Source organism: Alicyclobacillus tolerans, assembly GCF_900142255.1.
GTDB lineage: Bacteria > Bacillota > Bacilli > Alicyclobacillales > Alicyclobacillaceae > Alicyclobacillus_I > Alicyclobacillus_I tolerans.
This window is the reverse complement of the sequence record NZ_FRAF01000011.1, coordinates 1-16191: the sequence shown is the minus strand read 5'-3', so window position 1 is coordinate 16191 and position 16191 is coordinate 1. Positions and strand designations below refer to the sequence as shown.

Annotated in this window: 14 protein-coding genes and 1 rRNA gene; 12 read left to right on the top strand and 3 right to left on the bottom strand. The window is 47.3% G+C overall.

Annotated features, from left to right (window positions below; translation table 11 throughout):
• Window positions 1–63: 63 nt before the first annotated feature.
• Window positions 64–816: an exodeoxyribonuclease III gene (locus BUA75_RS07400; RefSeq protein ID WP_072873973.1), complete on the bottom strand. Its 753-nt coding sequence runs from the start codon at window positions 814–816 to the stop codon at window positions 64–66.
• A 109-nt stretch (window positions 817–925) separates the two neighbouring features.
• Window positions 926–1711 carry a YheC/YheD family protein gene (locus tag BUA75_RS07395; RefSeq protein WP_072873972.1) on the bottom strand — a complete coding sequence of 262 codons (786 nt, stop codon included), beginning with the start codon at window positions 1709–1711 and terminating at the stop codon, window positions 926–928.
• A 211-nt stretch (window positions 1712–1922) separates the two neighbouring features.
• Between BUA75_RS07395 and purB the strand changes: the two genes are divergently transcribed.
• The 10 genes from purB to splB all read left to right on the top strand — a co-directional run bounded on the left by purB (window position 1923) and on the right by splB (window position 13921).
• Window positions 1923–3215, top strand: a complete 1293-nt coding sequence (gene purB, locus BUA75_RS07390; protein ID WP_072873971.1) for an adenylosuccinate lyase — start codon at window positions 1923–1925, stop codon at window positions 3213–3215.
• Between the two features lie 53 nt (window positions 3216–3268).
• On the top strand, window positions 3269–3991 hold the full coding sequence (gene purC, locus BUA75_RS07385) for a phosphoribosylaminoimidazolesuccinocarboxamide synthase (protein WP_072873970.1): 723 nt from the start codon (window positions 3269–3271) through the stop codon (window positions 3989–3991).
• Window positions 3988–4251, top strand: a complete 264-nt coding sequence (purS, locus tag BUA75_RS07380) for a phosphoribosylformylglycinamidine synthase subunit PurS (protein WP_072873969.1) — start codon at window positions 3988–3990, stop codon at window positions 4249–4251. Before purC ends, purS begins: the two co-directional genes overlap by 4 nt.
• On the top strand, window positions 4248–4934 hold the full coding sequence (purQ, locus tag BUA75_RS07375) for a phosphoribosylformylglycinamidine synthase subunit PurQ (protein WP_072873968.1): 687 nt from the start codon (window positions 4248–4250) through the stop codon (window positions 4932–4934). The genes purS and purQ overlap by 4 nt, the downstream gene beginning before the upstream one ends.
• A complete protein-coding gene (gene purL, locus BUA75_RS07370; RefSeq protein ID WP_072873967.1) occupies window positions 4924–7161 on the top strand; it encodes a phosphoribosylformylglycinamidine synthase subunit PurL in 2238 nt (745 codons plus the stop codon). The genes purQ and purL overlap by 11 nt, the downstream gene beginning before the upstream one ends.
• A gap of 7 nt (window positions 7162–7168) precedes the next feature.
• Window positions 7169–8692, top strand: coding sequence for an amidophosphoribosyltransferase (purF, locus tag BUA75_RS07365; RefSeq protein WP_083574175.1), 1524 nt, complete (start codon window positions 7169–7171; stop codon window positions 8690–8692).
• Window positions 8689–9717, top strand: coding sequence for a phosphoribosylformylglycinamidine cyclo-ligase (gene purM / locus BUA75_RS07360; RefSeq protein ID WP_072873966.1), 1029 nt, complete (start codon window positions 8689–8691; stop codon window positions 9715–9717). Before purF ends, purM begins: the two co-directional genes overlap by 4 nt.
• Window positions 9718–9766: 49 nt before the next feature.
• The gene (gene purH / locus BUA75_RS07355) at window positions 9767–11347 is read left to right on the top strand and encodes a bifunctional phosphoribosylaminoimidazolecarboxamide formyltransferase/IMP cyclohydrolase (protein WP_072873965.1); all 1581 of its coding nucleotides are present in this window, start codon (window positions 9767–9769) and stop codon (window positions 11345–11347) included.
• Window positions 11348–11381: 34 nt separating this feature from the next.
• Entirely contained in the window at window positions 11382–12722 is a 1341-nt protein-coding gene (gene purD, locus BUA75_RS07350; protein WP_083574174.1) for a phosphoribosylamine--glycine ligase, read from the top strand.
• A 173-nt stretch (window positions 12723–12895) separates the two neighbouring features.
• On the top strand, window positions 12896–13921 hold the full coding sequence (gene splB / locus BUA75_RS07345) for a spore photoproduct lyase (RefSeq protein ID WP_072873964.1): 1026 nt from the start codon (window positions 12896–12898) through the stop codon (window positions 13919–13921).
• Between the two features lie 174 nt (window positions 13922–14095).
• Here splB and BUA75_RS07340 read toward each other — a convergent pair whose 3' ends face one another.
• On the bottom strand, window positions 14096–14476 hold the full coding sequence (locus tag BUA75_RS07340; protein ID WP_207549728.1) for a winged helix-turn-helix domain-containing protein: 381 nt from the start codon (window positions 14474–14476) through the stop codon (window positions 14096–14098).
• An 83-nt stretch (window positions 14477–14559) separates the two neighbouring features.
• Here BUA75_RS07340 and BUA75_RS07335 point away from each other — a divergent pair, with 83 nt between their 5' ends.
• Together BUA75_RS07335 and BUA75_RS07330 are read left to right on the top strand one after the other, a co-directional pair.
• Window positions 14560–15777: a cytochrome P450 gene (locus BUA75_RS07335; RefSeq protein WP_207549727.1), complete on the top strand. Its 1218-nt coding sequence runs from the start codon at window positions 14560–14562 to the stop codon at window positions 15775–15777.
• 216 nt (window positions 15778–15993) lie between these two features.
• A 16S ribosomal RNA gene (locus BUA75_RS07330) occupies window positions 15994–16191 on the top strand; the annotation flags it as partial.

Here is a 16191-nt window from a genome sequence, read left to right as displayed (position 1 = left end):
CAGGCGCTCCCTTTCTTCATCATGATATTAAGACAATATAGTGGACACTCCAGAACGGAGAAATTAAGCCATGTCGAGCACAATTGGACAGTGATCGCTTCCGTATACATGAGCATCGATTTGAACGTCCATTATCCGATCTCGCAAGCGGTTGGATAGCAAAAAATAATCAATTCGCCAACCGATATTACGTTCGCGTACTTTAGGCATATACGACCACCATGTATAGGCTTCCGTCCGATCTGGATAGAGATAGCGAAAAGTATCGGTAAAGCCCGAGTCTAGTAGCAGAGTCATTTTGTTCCGTTCTTCGTCAGTAAAACCCGAGTTCCCCCGATTCGATTTGGCATTCTTAATATCTTTTTCCTCGTGTGCTACGTTCAAGTCACCACACGCAATGACGGGCTTGATGGCATCCAGATTCAGTAAATACGCACGAAACCTGTCCTCCCATTCCAATCGATAGGCCAAACGAGACAAATCGCGTTTGGCGTTAGGGGTGTAAACGTTGACAACATAACAAGATGGAAACTCCAATGTTATGATGCGCCCTTCAGGTTCTAGGTTTTGTTCAATTCCGTAGTAGACAGACAGAGGGGGGGTTTTTGTAAATATGGCGGTTCCAGAGTAGCCCTTTTTTTCAGCATAGTTCCAATATGTCTGATATGTATCGCCTATATCTAATATAATTTGTCCCTGCTGCAACTTCGTTTCCTGTATACAAAAGACATCAGCTTGGATGTGATGAAAGTAATCCAGAAAACCTTTATTTACGCATGCGCGCAAACCATTGACATTCCATGATACCAGTTTCAACCATGCCAGCCTCCTTGTGCGTCAAAAGCATCATACACCGATTTGTACGATCTCGGCTGCTTCTAAAAAAAGAAGATTTGGCTGATTGGTTGTAATTTTCTACCACAAACTACTTTCGTCGTGATTTTTTGGCCAATCGGTAAGCGCGACTGCGCCGTTGAATCAGTCTATACATAGAGAGGTCACTATGAAGGCGTGCGAACAGCGCATGACTAGGACCTGTGTTCTCCTCTATAATCCAAATTCGCCCTGATGAGTCTAAGGCTATATCCAATCCGAGTTCTCGGTAAGTTTGATAATTATCCAGATGCTTTGCAGCGAGTAGTGTAATTTGAATCATTTCTTTCTTGACGTTAGCAATCTTTTGGCTGTCCCAGTGAAAGCTGTGACGTAAAGCGGCATCGACTGTTATCACATAGCCGTGGCTGCGAGCAACGTTGGTGACGACGCTGTGTTTACCAGCCACTTTTGCCAGCATCCCAGAGAACAACCAGCGACCACCCGGCTTTGCTTTTTGTGCCATCGAACGAATATCAAAAGGAGAACCCAAATATTCGGCCAAATCTATAGCTTGTTGGATAATATAACGTTCCCGACGAAGGGCTGTTTTTTGCAAGTGAAGGTGAAGTTTTTCTATAGAAGTAAAAGCCATTGCCGGATGAGTCGTTTCTTTTAACCAAAACCTTCGCTTGGCTTGCCAAACTTTATAAATATCACGTCCGCGTGAGCCTGCTGATGGCTTGATATACACTGCCTGATAGCGGTTGAGAAAATGCTTTAGTGCGCCGAATGAATAGCGGCGTGTTTCTGGCAAATAAGATCGCAAAAATGGGTGTCGACGAAAGTATTGCCACAAAAGATACTTTCCCATCTCAGGTTTTCGGTTGTTATGCATCGGTCAGTTCCCCCAGACAATGGTCATCGTATGTTGCATTAGCGCATGAGGGAACGGCAAAAAGGCAAAATTGTGTAGACAAACCTATAGAGCCATGAATGGCGAACATTCTGTATCAATTTATAAAAAATGTTCGGGTTTAAGTTTTTTCGTGGTAACATAGAGAGGAACAGGGCCAACTGTAAAATGGCCATTATGAGGGGGAACAAGAGTGATCGATCGCTACTCGCAGCCGGAAATGGCAAACTTGTGGACGCTTCAAGCGCGTATGGAATGGTGGCTGGAGGTTGAGAAACTGGCAGTGGAAGCGTGGGCACGCCTTGGAGTGGTGCCTCGTGAAGATGCTCAGAAAATTCGTGACAACGCGCGTTTTGATGTCCATCGAGTGTTGGAGATTGAACAGGAAACACGACACGATGTGGTGGCATTTACACGTGCTGTTTCAGAATCACTGGGGCCTGAGCGAAAATGGGTGCATTATGGACTGACATCCACGGATGTGGTGGATACTGCTCTCTCAGCTCAATTACAAGGCGCCGTCAAGTTGATAACTCAAGATATAGAAACCCTGTTAGTCACTCTTCGCCAACTTGCGGACAAGCACCGCCATACCATCATGATGGGACGTACACATGGTGTTCACGCTGAACCTACCACATTTGGACTCAAAGTTGGTCTTTGGTACGCAGAGATGCTGCGCAATATGGAGCGTTTTCAAGCTGCTGCTGAACGGATGCGTTACGGAAAGATTTCAGGCGCAGTGGGGACTTACGCTAATGTCGATCCGTTTGTAGAGCAGTTTGTTTGTGAGCAGTTGGGTCTTAAACCTGCTCCAATCTCTACACAGACGTTGCAGCGCGATCGACATGCAGAATTTCTCTTTACCCTTTCTCTCATAGGAACTACGTTGGACAAAATAGCAACAGAAATTCGGGCTCTTCAAAAATCGGAAATTCGCGAGTTAGAAGAGCCATTTTATAAAGGTCAGAAAGGTTCTTCCGCCATGCCACATAAACGAAATCCTGTCTCTTGCGAACAGATTTCGGGATTGGCTCGGGTTTTGCGCGGCTATGTGGTACCGGCGCTGGAAGACGTTGTTTTGTGGCATGAACGAGATATCAGTCATTCCTCCGTTGAACGAATTGTTTTTCCGGACGCTACCATTTTGCTGGATTATATGTTGAACAGAATGAACCGGATTTTAGGAGATCTTACAGTTTTCCCAGAAAACATGCTGCGCAATATGGAACGTACGCATGGCTTGACGTTTTCGCAACGTGTTTTAACGATGCTGATTGATAAGGGGATGGCGCGCGAAGAGGCTTACGACATTGTCCAACCTCGCGCCATGCAAGCATGGGAAGAAGGGCGTTCTTTTAAAGACATCATTTCTTCAGTTCCCCAGGTTCGCGAGTTGTTGACGCCGGAAGAACTGGACGAGTGTTTCAACCCGGCTTGGCATACCAAACATGTGGATATGATTTTAGAGCGTCTAGGCATTTAAGATGTTGCCCACCACAGGGTTTTCACCAATTTGCGAAGGAGGTTTGCGCGTATATGGAAGTACTGGAGCAGATCTATGAGGGCAAGGCAAAAAAAGTATTTGCAACCGATCACCCAGACTACTATCTGGTTCGCTATAAAGACGACGCTACCGCTTTTAACGGAGAGAAGCGCGGAACAATTAAAGGAAAAGGCGAGATTAACAACCGTATGAGCAACTTGCTTTTTCAATATCTCGCAAAGAACGGGGTTCCCAATCATTTTGTCGAGGAAGTGTCGGCATGCGAAACCCTGGTGCGTCGAGTCGAGATTATTCCACTCGAAGTGGTGGTGCGCAACTTGGCTGCAGGTAGTATGGCCAAGCGACTGGGATTGGTTGAAGGAACACATTTGGATGAACCTATTGTGGAATTTTATTACAAAGATGATGCTTTGGGAGATCCGCTAGTGACAGAAGACCACATACGAGTTTTGCATATAGCAACACCGCAAGATGTGGAAGAACTTCGCAATCGGGCTCTGGAGGTAAACCGCTTGCTGCTTGCTCAATTTCTGCAATTGGGTGTACAGTTGGTGGATTTTAAGTTGGAATTTGGTTTTGCAGAGGATGGACAAATTCTTCTGGCAGATGAGATTTCTCCAGACACTTGCCGCTTTTGGGATATAGAGACAGGTGAAAAATTGGACAAGGATCGTTTTCGGCGCGATCTTGGCGGTGTGGAAGAAGCGTATCAAGAAATGTTGCGTCGATTGTTAACAGGAGGTGCTCAATCATGACAACGTATCGAGCGCAAGTGCGCGTTTGGTTGAAACCGAGCGTATTTGATCCGCAGGGTAATGCGGTGGAGAAGGCGCTTTTGACACTTGGATTTGCGGGTATTGAAGAAGTGCGTATAGGCAAATCCATGGAATTTTTAGTGACAGCAGACAATCAGGAATCGGCGGAAGCTATGGTTGATCGAGCTTGCCGCGATGTGCTCTGCAATCCTGTTATGGAGATGTACACGTTCACTTTGGAAGCGAGGCAGGAAGCATGAAATGGGCGGTTATTGTCTTCCCTGGTTCCAACTGTGATGAGGATGCGCAACAAGCCATTATTCGTGTAACAGGGGATGAAGCTACGCTGGTCTGGCATCAAGAGACGTCATTAGCAGATTACGATGCGATTGTTTTGCCAGGAGGGTTTTCTTACGGAGATTATTTGCGAAGTGGAGCTATTGCGCGTTTTGCGCCGATTATGAAAGCGGTGCGCGACAAGGCGGTACAAGGAACTCCGATTATTGGTATATGTAACGGATTTCAGGTGTTAACTGAAGCTCATCTGTTACCGGGAGCACTGCTGCGAAATCGCGACTTGCATTTTCATTGCAAAATGGTGGAACTTCGTGTGGAAACCAATCGTTCACCGTTTACGGCAGCTTATCAGCCAGGAGATATATTACGTATCCCCATTGCGCATGGCGAAGGGCGATATTTTGCTGACTCGGCTATTCTTCATGAACTGCAGGAAGACCATCGAGTCGCGTTTCGTTATGTCGACAATCCAAACGGATCGTCCGAAAGTATTGCGGGGATTCTTAGCAAAGAACGCAATGTGCTAGGTCTCATGCCGCATCCAGAGCGGGCGGTAGCCGATTTTATGCGTTCTACCGATGGAGCGGGCGTATTTCGCTCCATTCATCAATACGTGACAGAACGGGAGGGCGCACATGCACACTGAACCTACAGCAGAGCAGATAGAACGTGAAGGAATTTATCGTTCGCTTGGACTGACTGATGCGGAGTATGCGCAAGTTGTGGAAAAACTTGGACGCCTACCGAATTATCTCGAAACAGGATTGTTTGGTGTCCTTTGGTCGGAACATTGTTCATACAAAAGCTCGCGGATTCATCTTAAAAAATTTCCTACCGACGGACCGCAGGTTTTACAAGGACCGGGTGAAAATGCGGGTGTTGTGGATATTGGCGACGGTATTGGCATTGCCTTCAAAATGGAAAGCCACAATCATCCCTCGGCCGTAGAACCCTATCAAGGCGCCGCTACAGGTGTGGGTGGCATTTTGCGAGATATTTTTACTATGGGAGCGCGACCCATTGCTTTCTTGAATTCGCTGCGCTTTGGGCCGCTTGATGATGCACATACGCGCTACTTATTCGGGAATGTGGTTGCTGGAATTGGTGGATACGGCAATTGCGTCGGGATTCCAACCATTGGCGGGGAAGCCGTATTTGACCCGTCTTATCGACACAATCCACTCGTCAATGCCATGTGTGTGGGCCAGTTACCAGCAGACAGAATTGTCAAAGGCGCGGCGAGCGGGGTAGGAAATCCAGTTTTTGTTGTTGGTAGTCGTACGGGTCGAGATGGCATTCACGGTGCGACATTCGCATCTGCGGAAGATCCGCACGCCAAAGAGCGTTCCGCTGTGCAGGTGGGCGATCCTTTTTTGGGCAAGTTGCTCATGGAGGCTTGTCTGGAGCTAATGGCGACAGGCGCAGTAGTTGGTATTCAGGATATGGGGGCTGCTGGATTGACATCGTCTTCTGCTGAAATGGCGAGTCGAGCTGGCGGTGGTATAGAGATGATGCTCGATCGCGTTCCTTGTCGGGAAGCAGGGATGACACCTTATGAAATGATGCTTTCCGAGTCACAAGAGCGCATGTTGGTGGTCATGGAGAAAGGGAAAGAAGAACTGGCTTTCCAGATTCTTCGCAAGTGGGATTTGCAAGTGGCAGAAGTGGGCAGAGTCACAGATGACGGACGTCTTCGTCTGTATTTTCACGACGAAGTTGTGGCTGATGTGCCTGTGCGTTTGTTGGTGGATGAAGCGCCCGTTTATGACCGTGAAATTGCGGCTGTTTACGAGCCGCCAGGTGCTCATGTCGCTTTACCACCGGATCCGGTCAATTATCAGTTGGAACTGGAGAAGTTGCTCGCACATCCGTCAATCGCCAAGAAACAGTGGATTTATCATCAATACGACACAAGTGTGCGGGCTTCTACCGTCTTTGGACCTGGCTATGACGCAGCCCTGGTACTCGTGCCGGACAGCGAGAAACTTGTCGCTATGGCGTCTGATGGTAATGGCCGCTATGTATATTTGAATCCTCGCGTTGGTGGAGCCATTGCGGTAGCTGAAGCCTGCCGGAATGTCGTTGCAGCAGGCGGTGTGCCACTGGCTATCACCAATTGTCTCAACTTCGGCAATCCCGAGAAGCCTGAAGTGATGTACCAGTTTTCCCAGGCTATTGAAGGCATGAGTGAGGCTTGCCGAGCGCTTTCTGCACCCGTAGTTTCCGGCAATGTTTCTTTTTATAACGAAACTGGTGGAGAAGATATCTATCCCACTCCGGTCGTCGGCGTTGTTGGTGTGGTGGAGGACAGTCAGTTGGCGACACCTTCCGAATTTTCGGAAGCGGGTTTGGCCGTTTATCTGGTGGGGAATTTGTCGGATGGTTTGGAAGGCTCTCTGTACTGGCAAATGAAAGCTCAGCAAGCTGCAGGAGATGCTCCCTCATTTGACTTGGCAACGGAAGTCAAGGTGCAGCGTTTTGTTCAACGTGCCATTCGCGAAGTAGGAATTACAGCGGCTCACGATATCAGTGAGGGTGGTTTAGCAGTAGCGCTTGTTGAAATGGTGGAAGAAACAGCTCCGATTGGTATGACAGTCAGCTTGCCAGCAGGATTTCAATTGCCCGGAGTACTGTTTGGAGAAGCTCAGAGTCGTTTCTTGATAGCTGCTCAGGCTTCCAAAGAAAACATGCTCCAAGATTTAGCTTTCACTCTCCACACGCCGCTTTTGCGTTTGGGAGAAACAAATACCAGTGGTGAATTGGTCATTTCTATAGACGGTGAATCATCGCCAGCTATTCAGGCTAATTTGCATGAATTAAAGAAAATTTACACATCAGCGCTGGAAAATAACATGAACCAATCTTGGAGGTGAGGCGCGGATGCTATCAAAAGATTGTCCAACAGCATGGGAGACATCAAGCGATCTAGAAGAAAAAGCGGATCGACCTGTTGAAGAGTGTGGCGTGTTTGGTATTTTTCAGCATGAGAAAGCTCCAGAACTCACTTATTTTGCGCTGATTGCGCTTCAGCATCGTGGACAGGAGGCGGCTGGCATGGCTGTCATGTCAGTCGACGGTATGCACAGTCACAAAGGCTTGGGATTGGTGTCAGATGTGTTTGCCAATGGGGAATTGTCAGAGTTGTCTGGTGTAAACGCCATTGGTCACGTACGGTACTCTACTGCGGGCGAAAATACGATACAAAACGCTCAGCCCATTACTGTTGCTACGCATCGTCATCATCTTGCTATTGCCCACAACGGGAATCTGGTCAACGCTCGTCAATTGCGAATTGGGTTGGAATTGGAGGGCAGTTTATTCCAATCCACCAGTGATACAGAAGTTATTGCGCACCTTATCGCCAGATCGGGAGAAGAAGAGATGGTTTCGGCTGTAGAGTCAGCGCTGCAAGACATATCAGGCGGTTTTGCGCTGGTCATGCTGACAGATGACCAATTGATTGCTGCGCGCGATCCGTTTGGCCTGCGTCCGCTGGTGCTTGGTGAGCTGGATGGAAGTTACTGTCTAGCGTCTGAAACCTGTGCTCTGGAGACGATTGGAGCTCGTTATTTGCGCGATATTGAACCAGGAGAATTGATTACCATTCAATCCGACGGGATCATCAGCAGACGCTTTGCCGAACCGCGGCAACGACGCATGTGTACGTTTGAATATATTTATTTTGCGCGTCCGGACAGCGATATAGACGGATACAATGTGCATGCAGTGCGAAAAAAACTTGGGAAAATTTTGGCAGAACGCCATCCTGCGGATGGTGACATTGTGATTGGTGTACCTGATTCTAGTATTTCTGCTGCTTCGGGATTTGCGGAAGCTAGCAAAATTCCTTTTGAAATGGGATTAATTAAAAACAAATATATTGCGCGTACATTTATTCAACCTTCTCAGGAATTGCGGGATATGGGTGTGCGCATGAAGCTGAACGCGGTGCGAGGCATCGTGGATGGCAAACGTGTTGTATTAATTGACGACTCGATTGTACGCGGTACAACCATTCGCCGCATTGTACAACTTTTGCGAAACGCTGGTGCGACTGAAGTGCATCTGCGTATTTCTTCTCCACCATATAAGAATCCTTGCCATTATGGGATTGATACAGCCACTCGCCGGCAACTGATTGCCGCGACTCACAGTGTGGAGGAGATTTGTCGGGAAGTGGGAGCAGATTCGCTGGAATATATGACTGTTGAAGAGTTAATGGAGGCGTTTCAATTTACTGGCCCTCACGAACATGCGCCTTTTTGTAATGCTTGCTTTACAGGACGTTATCCCACTGATTTGCCAGATCAAGAAAAGGACAAGGCTGGAACTGGCGAAACAGGTTCGTTCGTTGCTACAGCAACGAGGCCATCCTATATAGAGAAAGGCGGTCGGGGTGCGTGAGTGAAGATGTATACAAAGCGGCAGGTGTAGATATAGACGCTGGCAATGAAGCGGCCAAACGATATGCTCGTTTAGCTCGGACTACCCAGACTTCTGGAGTGCTGGGGCGAATTGGCGGTTTTGCAGGCGGGTTTCAACTCGATTTGCAGGCTTTTCCTAAACCTGTTCTTTTTTCAGGTACCGATGGTGTTGGAACAAAATTGAAAATCGCTTTTGAACTGGATCGACACCATACGATTGGAATTGACTGTGTTGCCATGTGTGTCAACGATATTCTCACTGCTGGCGCTACGCCGCTTTTCTTTTTGGACTACCTGGCGGTAGAACGCTTGTCTGTGGATGTGGCAGAAGCGGTTGTAGGAGGCGTGGCAGAGGGATGTCGGTTGGCTGGCTGTGCTCTGGTTGGCGGTGAGACGGCAGAAATGCCAGGTATGTATCATCCTGGTGAATACGACGTGGCTGGATTTGCGGTAGGGGTTGCCAACCGTGATCGGATTGTGGATGGAAGCCTTGTTCAGGAAGGCCATGTACTGCTTGGCTTAGCTAGTAGCGGTATGCATAGCAATGGTTATTCGCTCGTTCGTAAAATCGTTGCCGATCAGCGACTTTCTTATACGCAGACGTTCCCTGGCAGCATGATGAGTCTTGGCGAAGCCTTGCTGCAACCTACACGAATTTATGTCAAACCTGTGCTCGAAGCTCTCTCTTTGGGTCTGCCCATTCACGCCATGGCTCACATCACAGGAGGCGGGTTGATTGAAAATGTACCGCGTTGCTTGCCGGAAGGATTAACCGTCCAATTCGACTCCAGCGCATGGTCTTTGCCGCCTCTGATGACGTTCTTGCTGGAACAGTCCGGTCTATCTTTACGTGCTGTGCAGCGCGTCTGGAATCTTGGCATTGGTTATGTGCTGGTTGTTCCCAAAGAATCCGCAACTTCTTGTCTTGAATGGTTCAAGGCGGCGGGGGAAACGGCCTATCCCATCGGTCAAGTGATTGCTGGAGATGAACCTGTCTGGAACTAAATTTGTTCGGGAGCATCTGTTGATTTTCAAAGCAGAAAGGTGATGTGTCATGGCGCGTTATGCACTTGTCAGCGTTTTTGATAAAACAGGTGTGGTGGAGCTTTGTCAGCGTTTGGTTGAACTGGGTTACGGCATTTTGTCTACGGGTGGGACAGCCACTCACTTACGCAATGCTGGTCTAGCTGTGAAGGATGTGGAAGAGCATACAGGTTTTCCGGAAATGCTGGATGGCCGCGTCAAAACCTTACATCCGCGTATTCATGCAGGGTTGCTTGCTTTGCGCAATCATCCGCAACATCAAGAAAGTCTGCGTCAACATCAAATCGATCCAATTGATTTGGTGGTTGTCAATCTATATCCTTTCACAGATACAGTATCCCGTCAGGACGCTACGTTTGAAGAATGTATTGAAATGATTGACATTGGTGGACCTTCCATGCTGCGGGCAGCAGCAAAAAATTTTCATGGTTGTATACCCTTGGTCGATCCGGCGGATTACAGATGGGTTTTGGACAAGCTGGCGGAGGACAGTTTAACCGCAACGGATCGACAAAAATTAGCTGCTAAAGTGTTTGCGGTGACAGCCGCTTATGATGGTTTTGTAGCAGATTATTTGCTGCGTGCAGAACATACAGCCGTAGTTTCAGATGATAAGTCAATTTCATCCGAGTTTCCGATGCAGTTTCATTATGTTGCCATCAGCAAACAGTCGTTGAGATATGGTGAAAATCCTCATCAGGCTGCACATTTTTATCGCGATCTGCAAGCTTCCCCGGCAAGTATCGCTGCTGCTCAGCAATTACAAGGCAAAGAATTGTCGTACAACAATATCCAGGACGCTGATGCAGCGATTCAAATCCTGCGCGGACTCGATGATTTGCAAACAGCAGCGGTTGTTGCTGTCAAGCATATGAATCCTTGCGGTATTGGCCTTGGTGAAACACTGGAAGAAGCTTATGCACGCGCGTATGAGGCCGATCCAGTATCTATTTTTGGCGGCATAGTTGCTTTGAATCGCGTGGTTAATCGCAGTGTGGCTGAAAAAATGGCAGAACTTTTTTTGGAAATTATTATTGCTCCTGACTATACCAGTGAAGCGTTAGCCGTTATGGCACGTAAGAAAAATGTTCGTTTATTGACCGTGGATATGGCCAAGCCTCTTCATCAGCCGGGTGATGTAACCTTTCGGCGTGTTAGCGGCGGCCTTTTGGTACAAGAAGTAGATACGTTTGTCAGTTCCCCGGAAACATGGAGAGTCGTAACTCATCGTGCGCCTAGTGAGGAAGAATGGCGGGCATTGCAGTTTGCCTGGAGAACAGTGCGTTATGTGAAATCGAATGCCATCGTAGTGGCTAATGCTTTTCAGACTCTTGGTATTGGGCCTGGTCAAAGTAATCGCGTAGGAGCAGCAGAGATTGCGTTACGCCAAGCTGGTAGCAGGGCGGTTGGCGCTGTACTGGCCTCTGACGCATTCTTCCCTATGCGAGATACGGTGGATGCCGCTGCCTCTGCAGGTATTGCGGCCATTGTTCAACCTGGCGGTTCCATTCGCGATGCGGAAAGTGTGGAGGCTGCCAACGAGAAGCAAATTGCCATGGTGTTTACAGGAGAACGGCATTTTCTTCACTAAACCATCCAAGTTGCACTGCGATTTTTAAGGTGGAATGCTGCGAGAAGTGATACCATCAACCATTTTGCGTCAAGGACGGTTAGGAGAAAGGAGACGCTTGGCATTGACTGAAACTTTGCGGGTGCTTGTTATTGGATCGGGCGCCAGAGAACACGCTTTAATCTGGAAGCTGGCGCAAAGCAATCTACAGCCGGAGCTATATGTAGCCCCGGGCAACCCGGGGATGGAAAAGTTAGCCACGCGAGTTCCTCTCAGTGAGGAAGATGTGGCAGGTATCGTTCGTTTTGCCCAGGAGAAGTCCATCCGCTTGGTGGTGATTGGCCCGGAAGCTCCTCTCGCTCTCGGATTAGCGGATGAATTAGAAGCTGCGGGGATATTGGCGTTTGGTCCCAAAAAGGCGGCAGCTCGTCTGGAGTGGTCGAAGGCGTATGCCAAAGAAATGATGCAGCGAGCTCATGTACCCACAGCGGCATCAGCCACTTTTTCTGATTTGCAGTCCGCTCTTGATTATCTGGACAAGGCTGGAAAAGCTATGGTGGTAAAAGCGGATGGGCTGGCCAAAGGGAAAGGCGTCATTGTGGCCGAAAGCCTGGCGGAGACACGTGCGGCTGTTGAGCAAATCATGAAAAGTGAAGCGGGAGCCCGTGTGGTATTAGAAGAGAGAATGACAGGTCGAGAAGTTTCGCTGATGTATTTTGTCGATGAACATTTCGTGCAGCCCATGTTACCTGCGCGTGATCATAAGCGTATTGGAGAAGGGGACACAGGCCCTAATACGGGAGGCATGGGTGTTTTTGCGCCTGTACCTAGTTTTACACCGACTGATGTGGAAGAAGTCACGAGGCGCATTGTTCAACCTATTTTGTCTGAATTGAAAAAAGACGGAATCGTATACTGCGGTGTATTGTATGTTGGTTTAATGGTCACAGCGAATGGGCCGAAGGTTGTAGAATTCAACGCGAGATTTGGTGATCCTGAAACGGAGGCAATTCTGCCCCTGCTAGAGACAGATCTTTTAGAAGTTTGTCTGGCCACAGCAAGACATCGTCTATCGGATGTGCAAGTGAGCTGGCGGTCTGAAGCTGCGGTAACTGTCATTCTGGCGGCAGAAGGTTATCCGGGTACGCCGCGCAAAGGGGATACCATTGTCCTGCCGCCTATAGAGGATTGGCCCAAACAAACTGTGATTTTTCAAGCCGGCACAGATCTTTCATCTACTGGAGAGCTTGTGAGTGCGGGTGGTCGCGTGTTGGCAGTTACCGCGACAGGAGCAGATGCACAAACGGCAGCAGAACGAGCCTATGCATTGGCGAATGCGGTAGAAATGAAGGGAAAATATTTGCGTCGTGATTTGTTGCACGATCTCGATGCATAAACCATTTGCATCTATTTTGAATAGAACGCGACATGTCGATGAGTAGATTCATTGGCATGTCGTTTTTTATTTTTTGCAGATGGAGGAATCTTACTAAATTTCATTTATTTTAAGGCATGAATGTGTGGGGAGAGTACAAGATAGGTCAAAATAACGATGGCAAGGTGATCTGAATGCAAATTTTCGTTCCCGACAGAGCTTATGTTGAACCCGGAGCGCTTCAATATCCAATGGGCAAAGAAATATTAGAAAAGCTTCATGCCATGGGTGTGGAAATACTAGAAACAACCTCACATAACCAAATCCGAGGTTTGCCAGGTGATACAGAGTTACAAAAATACAGAAACGCCAAACGAACATTGGTCGTTGGGGTACGGAAAACATTAAAATTTGATACATCCAAACCTTCTGCAGAGTATGCAATTCCTATCGCAACAGGGTGCATAGGACACTGCCATTACTGTTATTTGCAGACGACGCTAGGCGCCAAGCCCTATATTCGCGTTTATGTGAATATAGAAGAAATTCTTCAACAGGCACAAATGTATATCCATCAACGCCAGCCTGAGATTACCCGTTTTGAAGCTGCATGTACGTCCGATCCGCTGAGTATTGAACACTTGACAGGCAGTTTGCGACGGTTAATTGAATTTATGGGTAATCAGCCGTATGGGAGATTGCGATTTGTGACGAAATATCATTGGGTCGATAGTTTACTTGATGCGAAGCATGGAGGTCATACGCGTTTTCGATTTTCCGTCAATGCGCCCTACATGGTAAAACAATTTGAGGCAAACACGTCTCCGCTTTCAAAACGCATAGAAGCGGCATGTAAAGTGGTACGGGCGGGGTACCCACTAGGATTTATTATTGCCCCTGTCTATCTGTTTGACGGTTGGCAGGACGAATACACAGCGCTATTGGAGGAGCTTTCTAGAACTATACCCAGCTCTTATCACGCGCAAATCACTTTTGAAATCATTCAGCATCGATTCACAAAACCGGCAAAACGAGTGATTGAAAAAAATTATCCAAAGACTAAACTCCATATGGAGGAAACGGATCGGCAATATAAATGGGGGAGATACGGTATAGGGAAATATGTGTATCGTGATGAACAACAACAGCAAATCCGTGCGCTCTTTGAAGAAAAAATTGCCAATCTTTTTGAAGGATCGAATATTGAATACTTCACTTAAACGCAAGCGTTGTTGACTGCCAAAAAAATAGACACTTAAGAAAGTGTCCTCAAGGGATGATACTGGTTACAGGATTCCAATTGGGATGGTCTTAGATTATCATACAATTGAAGAAATGAACCTTACAGTTTGTTAAGGTTATCCCCTAATAAATTCAATTTAACCTTGAAGTTATCATCCGTCACGATTCATGTTTGGGATATAGTTGGGCGGTTCGGTACGTAAAAGATAGCCGTAGCCCCGTACCGTTAAAAGGTGGTCTGGTCGTGTTGGGTCAATCTCTAAAATTCGCTTAATACGGCTGATATAGACGTACAATTCGTCACGACTCACCCAAGTTTGGCCCCATACATATTCAATCAACGATTCGGTTGAGACGGGAGTATTGAGGTGCTGAGCTAAGAAGTGAAGCAGACGAAACTGCAGACGCGATAGATTGCGGACCATTCCATCACGTACCACAGCTTCCTGGCGCAAGTCCAAATAGACATTGGGGCCTAAATGAATTTTCCAGGGCTGCTCCACGATTGAATTGACACCCCTTTGCACCCACATCATCAAGCTTTCTCTATATCACATAGACTAGCATGACCTTGCGTCAGTTGTAATGGAATTTTGTGAAACAATAGGGTTATTTTGTGACGCAGTTTCATGTATCTTTAGAGTTAAATAATCAGGAGGGTGGTTTTTACATGCTCGACTTTCTTAAACAGCCATCGCTTAATCCGTTTGATGGTTACGCATATATGCGTGAACACCATCCAATTTATGAAGACGAACAGGGAGTTTGGCATGTGTTTTGCTACGAAGATGTGAAAGAAGTACTTTCTAATTACGCAATCTTTTCTTCAAAACGATCAGGTGATATAGAAGCATACGATCCGATTTCGGCCAGTTTAATCAGTCAAGATCCTCCTCGTCATCGATTACTTCGCTCACTTGTATCTCAAGCCTTTACGCCGAAAGCTATTGCAGCCCTTCAGTCTCGCATTCAAGAAATTACAAAAGAATTATTTCATCATCTTCATGAATCAGCTAGCCCCGACTTTGTAAAACAATTCAGCTATCCTCTTCCTGTGATTGTCATTGCCGAATTACTCGGCGTCCCATCTTCCGATCAAGAGCGTTTTAAAGAGTGGTCGGACGCCATTGTTACTGGCTCGCATGCTTTGGAAAACGGAGAAGAGATAACTTATGACAATGCTCAGCAGGAAATGATTGAGTATTTTTCGCAAATTATATCCAGCCGAAAAAAATCACCGAAGGACGATTTAATCAGCAGACTGCTGGAAGCACAGATAGATGGCGAAGCACTGTCGCATATGGACATTTTAGGATTTTGTATTCTGCTTCTAGTGGCGGGTAATGAGACAACCACCAATCTATTGTCCAATGCCATTTATACATTTCACAATTACCCTGATGTCTGGCATCAACTGAAAGCGAATCCGGAGTTAATGGATCAGGCTGTTGAGGAAACTTTACGTTACCGTTCACCGGTGCAAAATATGTCTCGATTGACCATCAGTGAAACGGTATTATCGGGAAGAATATTGCCGCCAGGAAAATTCGTGGTAGCCTGGATAGGATCCGCGAATCGGGACGATCGCGTTTTTCCTCAAGCCAATGAATTTATTCTTACAAGAACTAATTTGCGCCATGTAGCTTTTGGACATGGAATCCATTTTTGCCTGGGTGCACCTTTGGCCCGATTGGAAGCTAGTATTGCGCTGCGCTATATGTTGGACGTGGATTTTCAGTTTGTGGTCGACGAAAAGCGTTCTGAACTGATTAACTCTAACTTTGTTTATGGTTTTTCCCGCATGCCATTGGAGCAATGCACAAGTTCTTTGTAAACCGATAAATTAGATGGAAAAAAATACATGATTATTTTTTTCAAAAAGGGGTTGCAAAAAAGTTTGGAGGGAGGTAAGATAGTCGCTGTCGCTGCAAGAGGGGACGCGAAAGAGAGCCTTGGCAGCGAGAGAACCTTGAAAACTAAACACGCACAAGAATCACCAAACGCCAGAGAAGAAGTGCCCGAGCTCGAGAGAGCGAGGGAGAAGGAATCAGACATTGAGAGTTTGATCCTGGCTCAGGACGAACGCTGGCGGCGTGCCTAATACATGCAAGTCGAGCGGGTATCGAAAGATACCAGCGGCGGACGGGTGAGGAACACGTGGGGAATCTGCCTAACAGACCGGAATAACGCCTGGAAACGGGTGCTAAGGCCGGATAGGCGCATGAGGCGCATGCCTGATGCGGGAAAG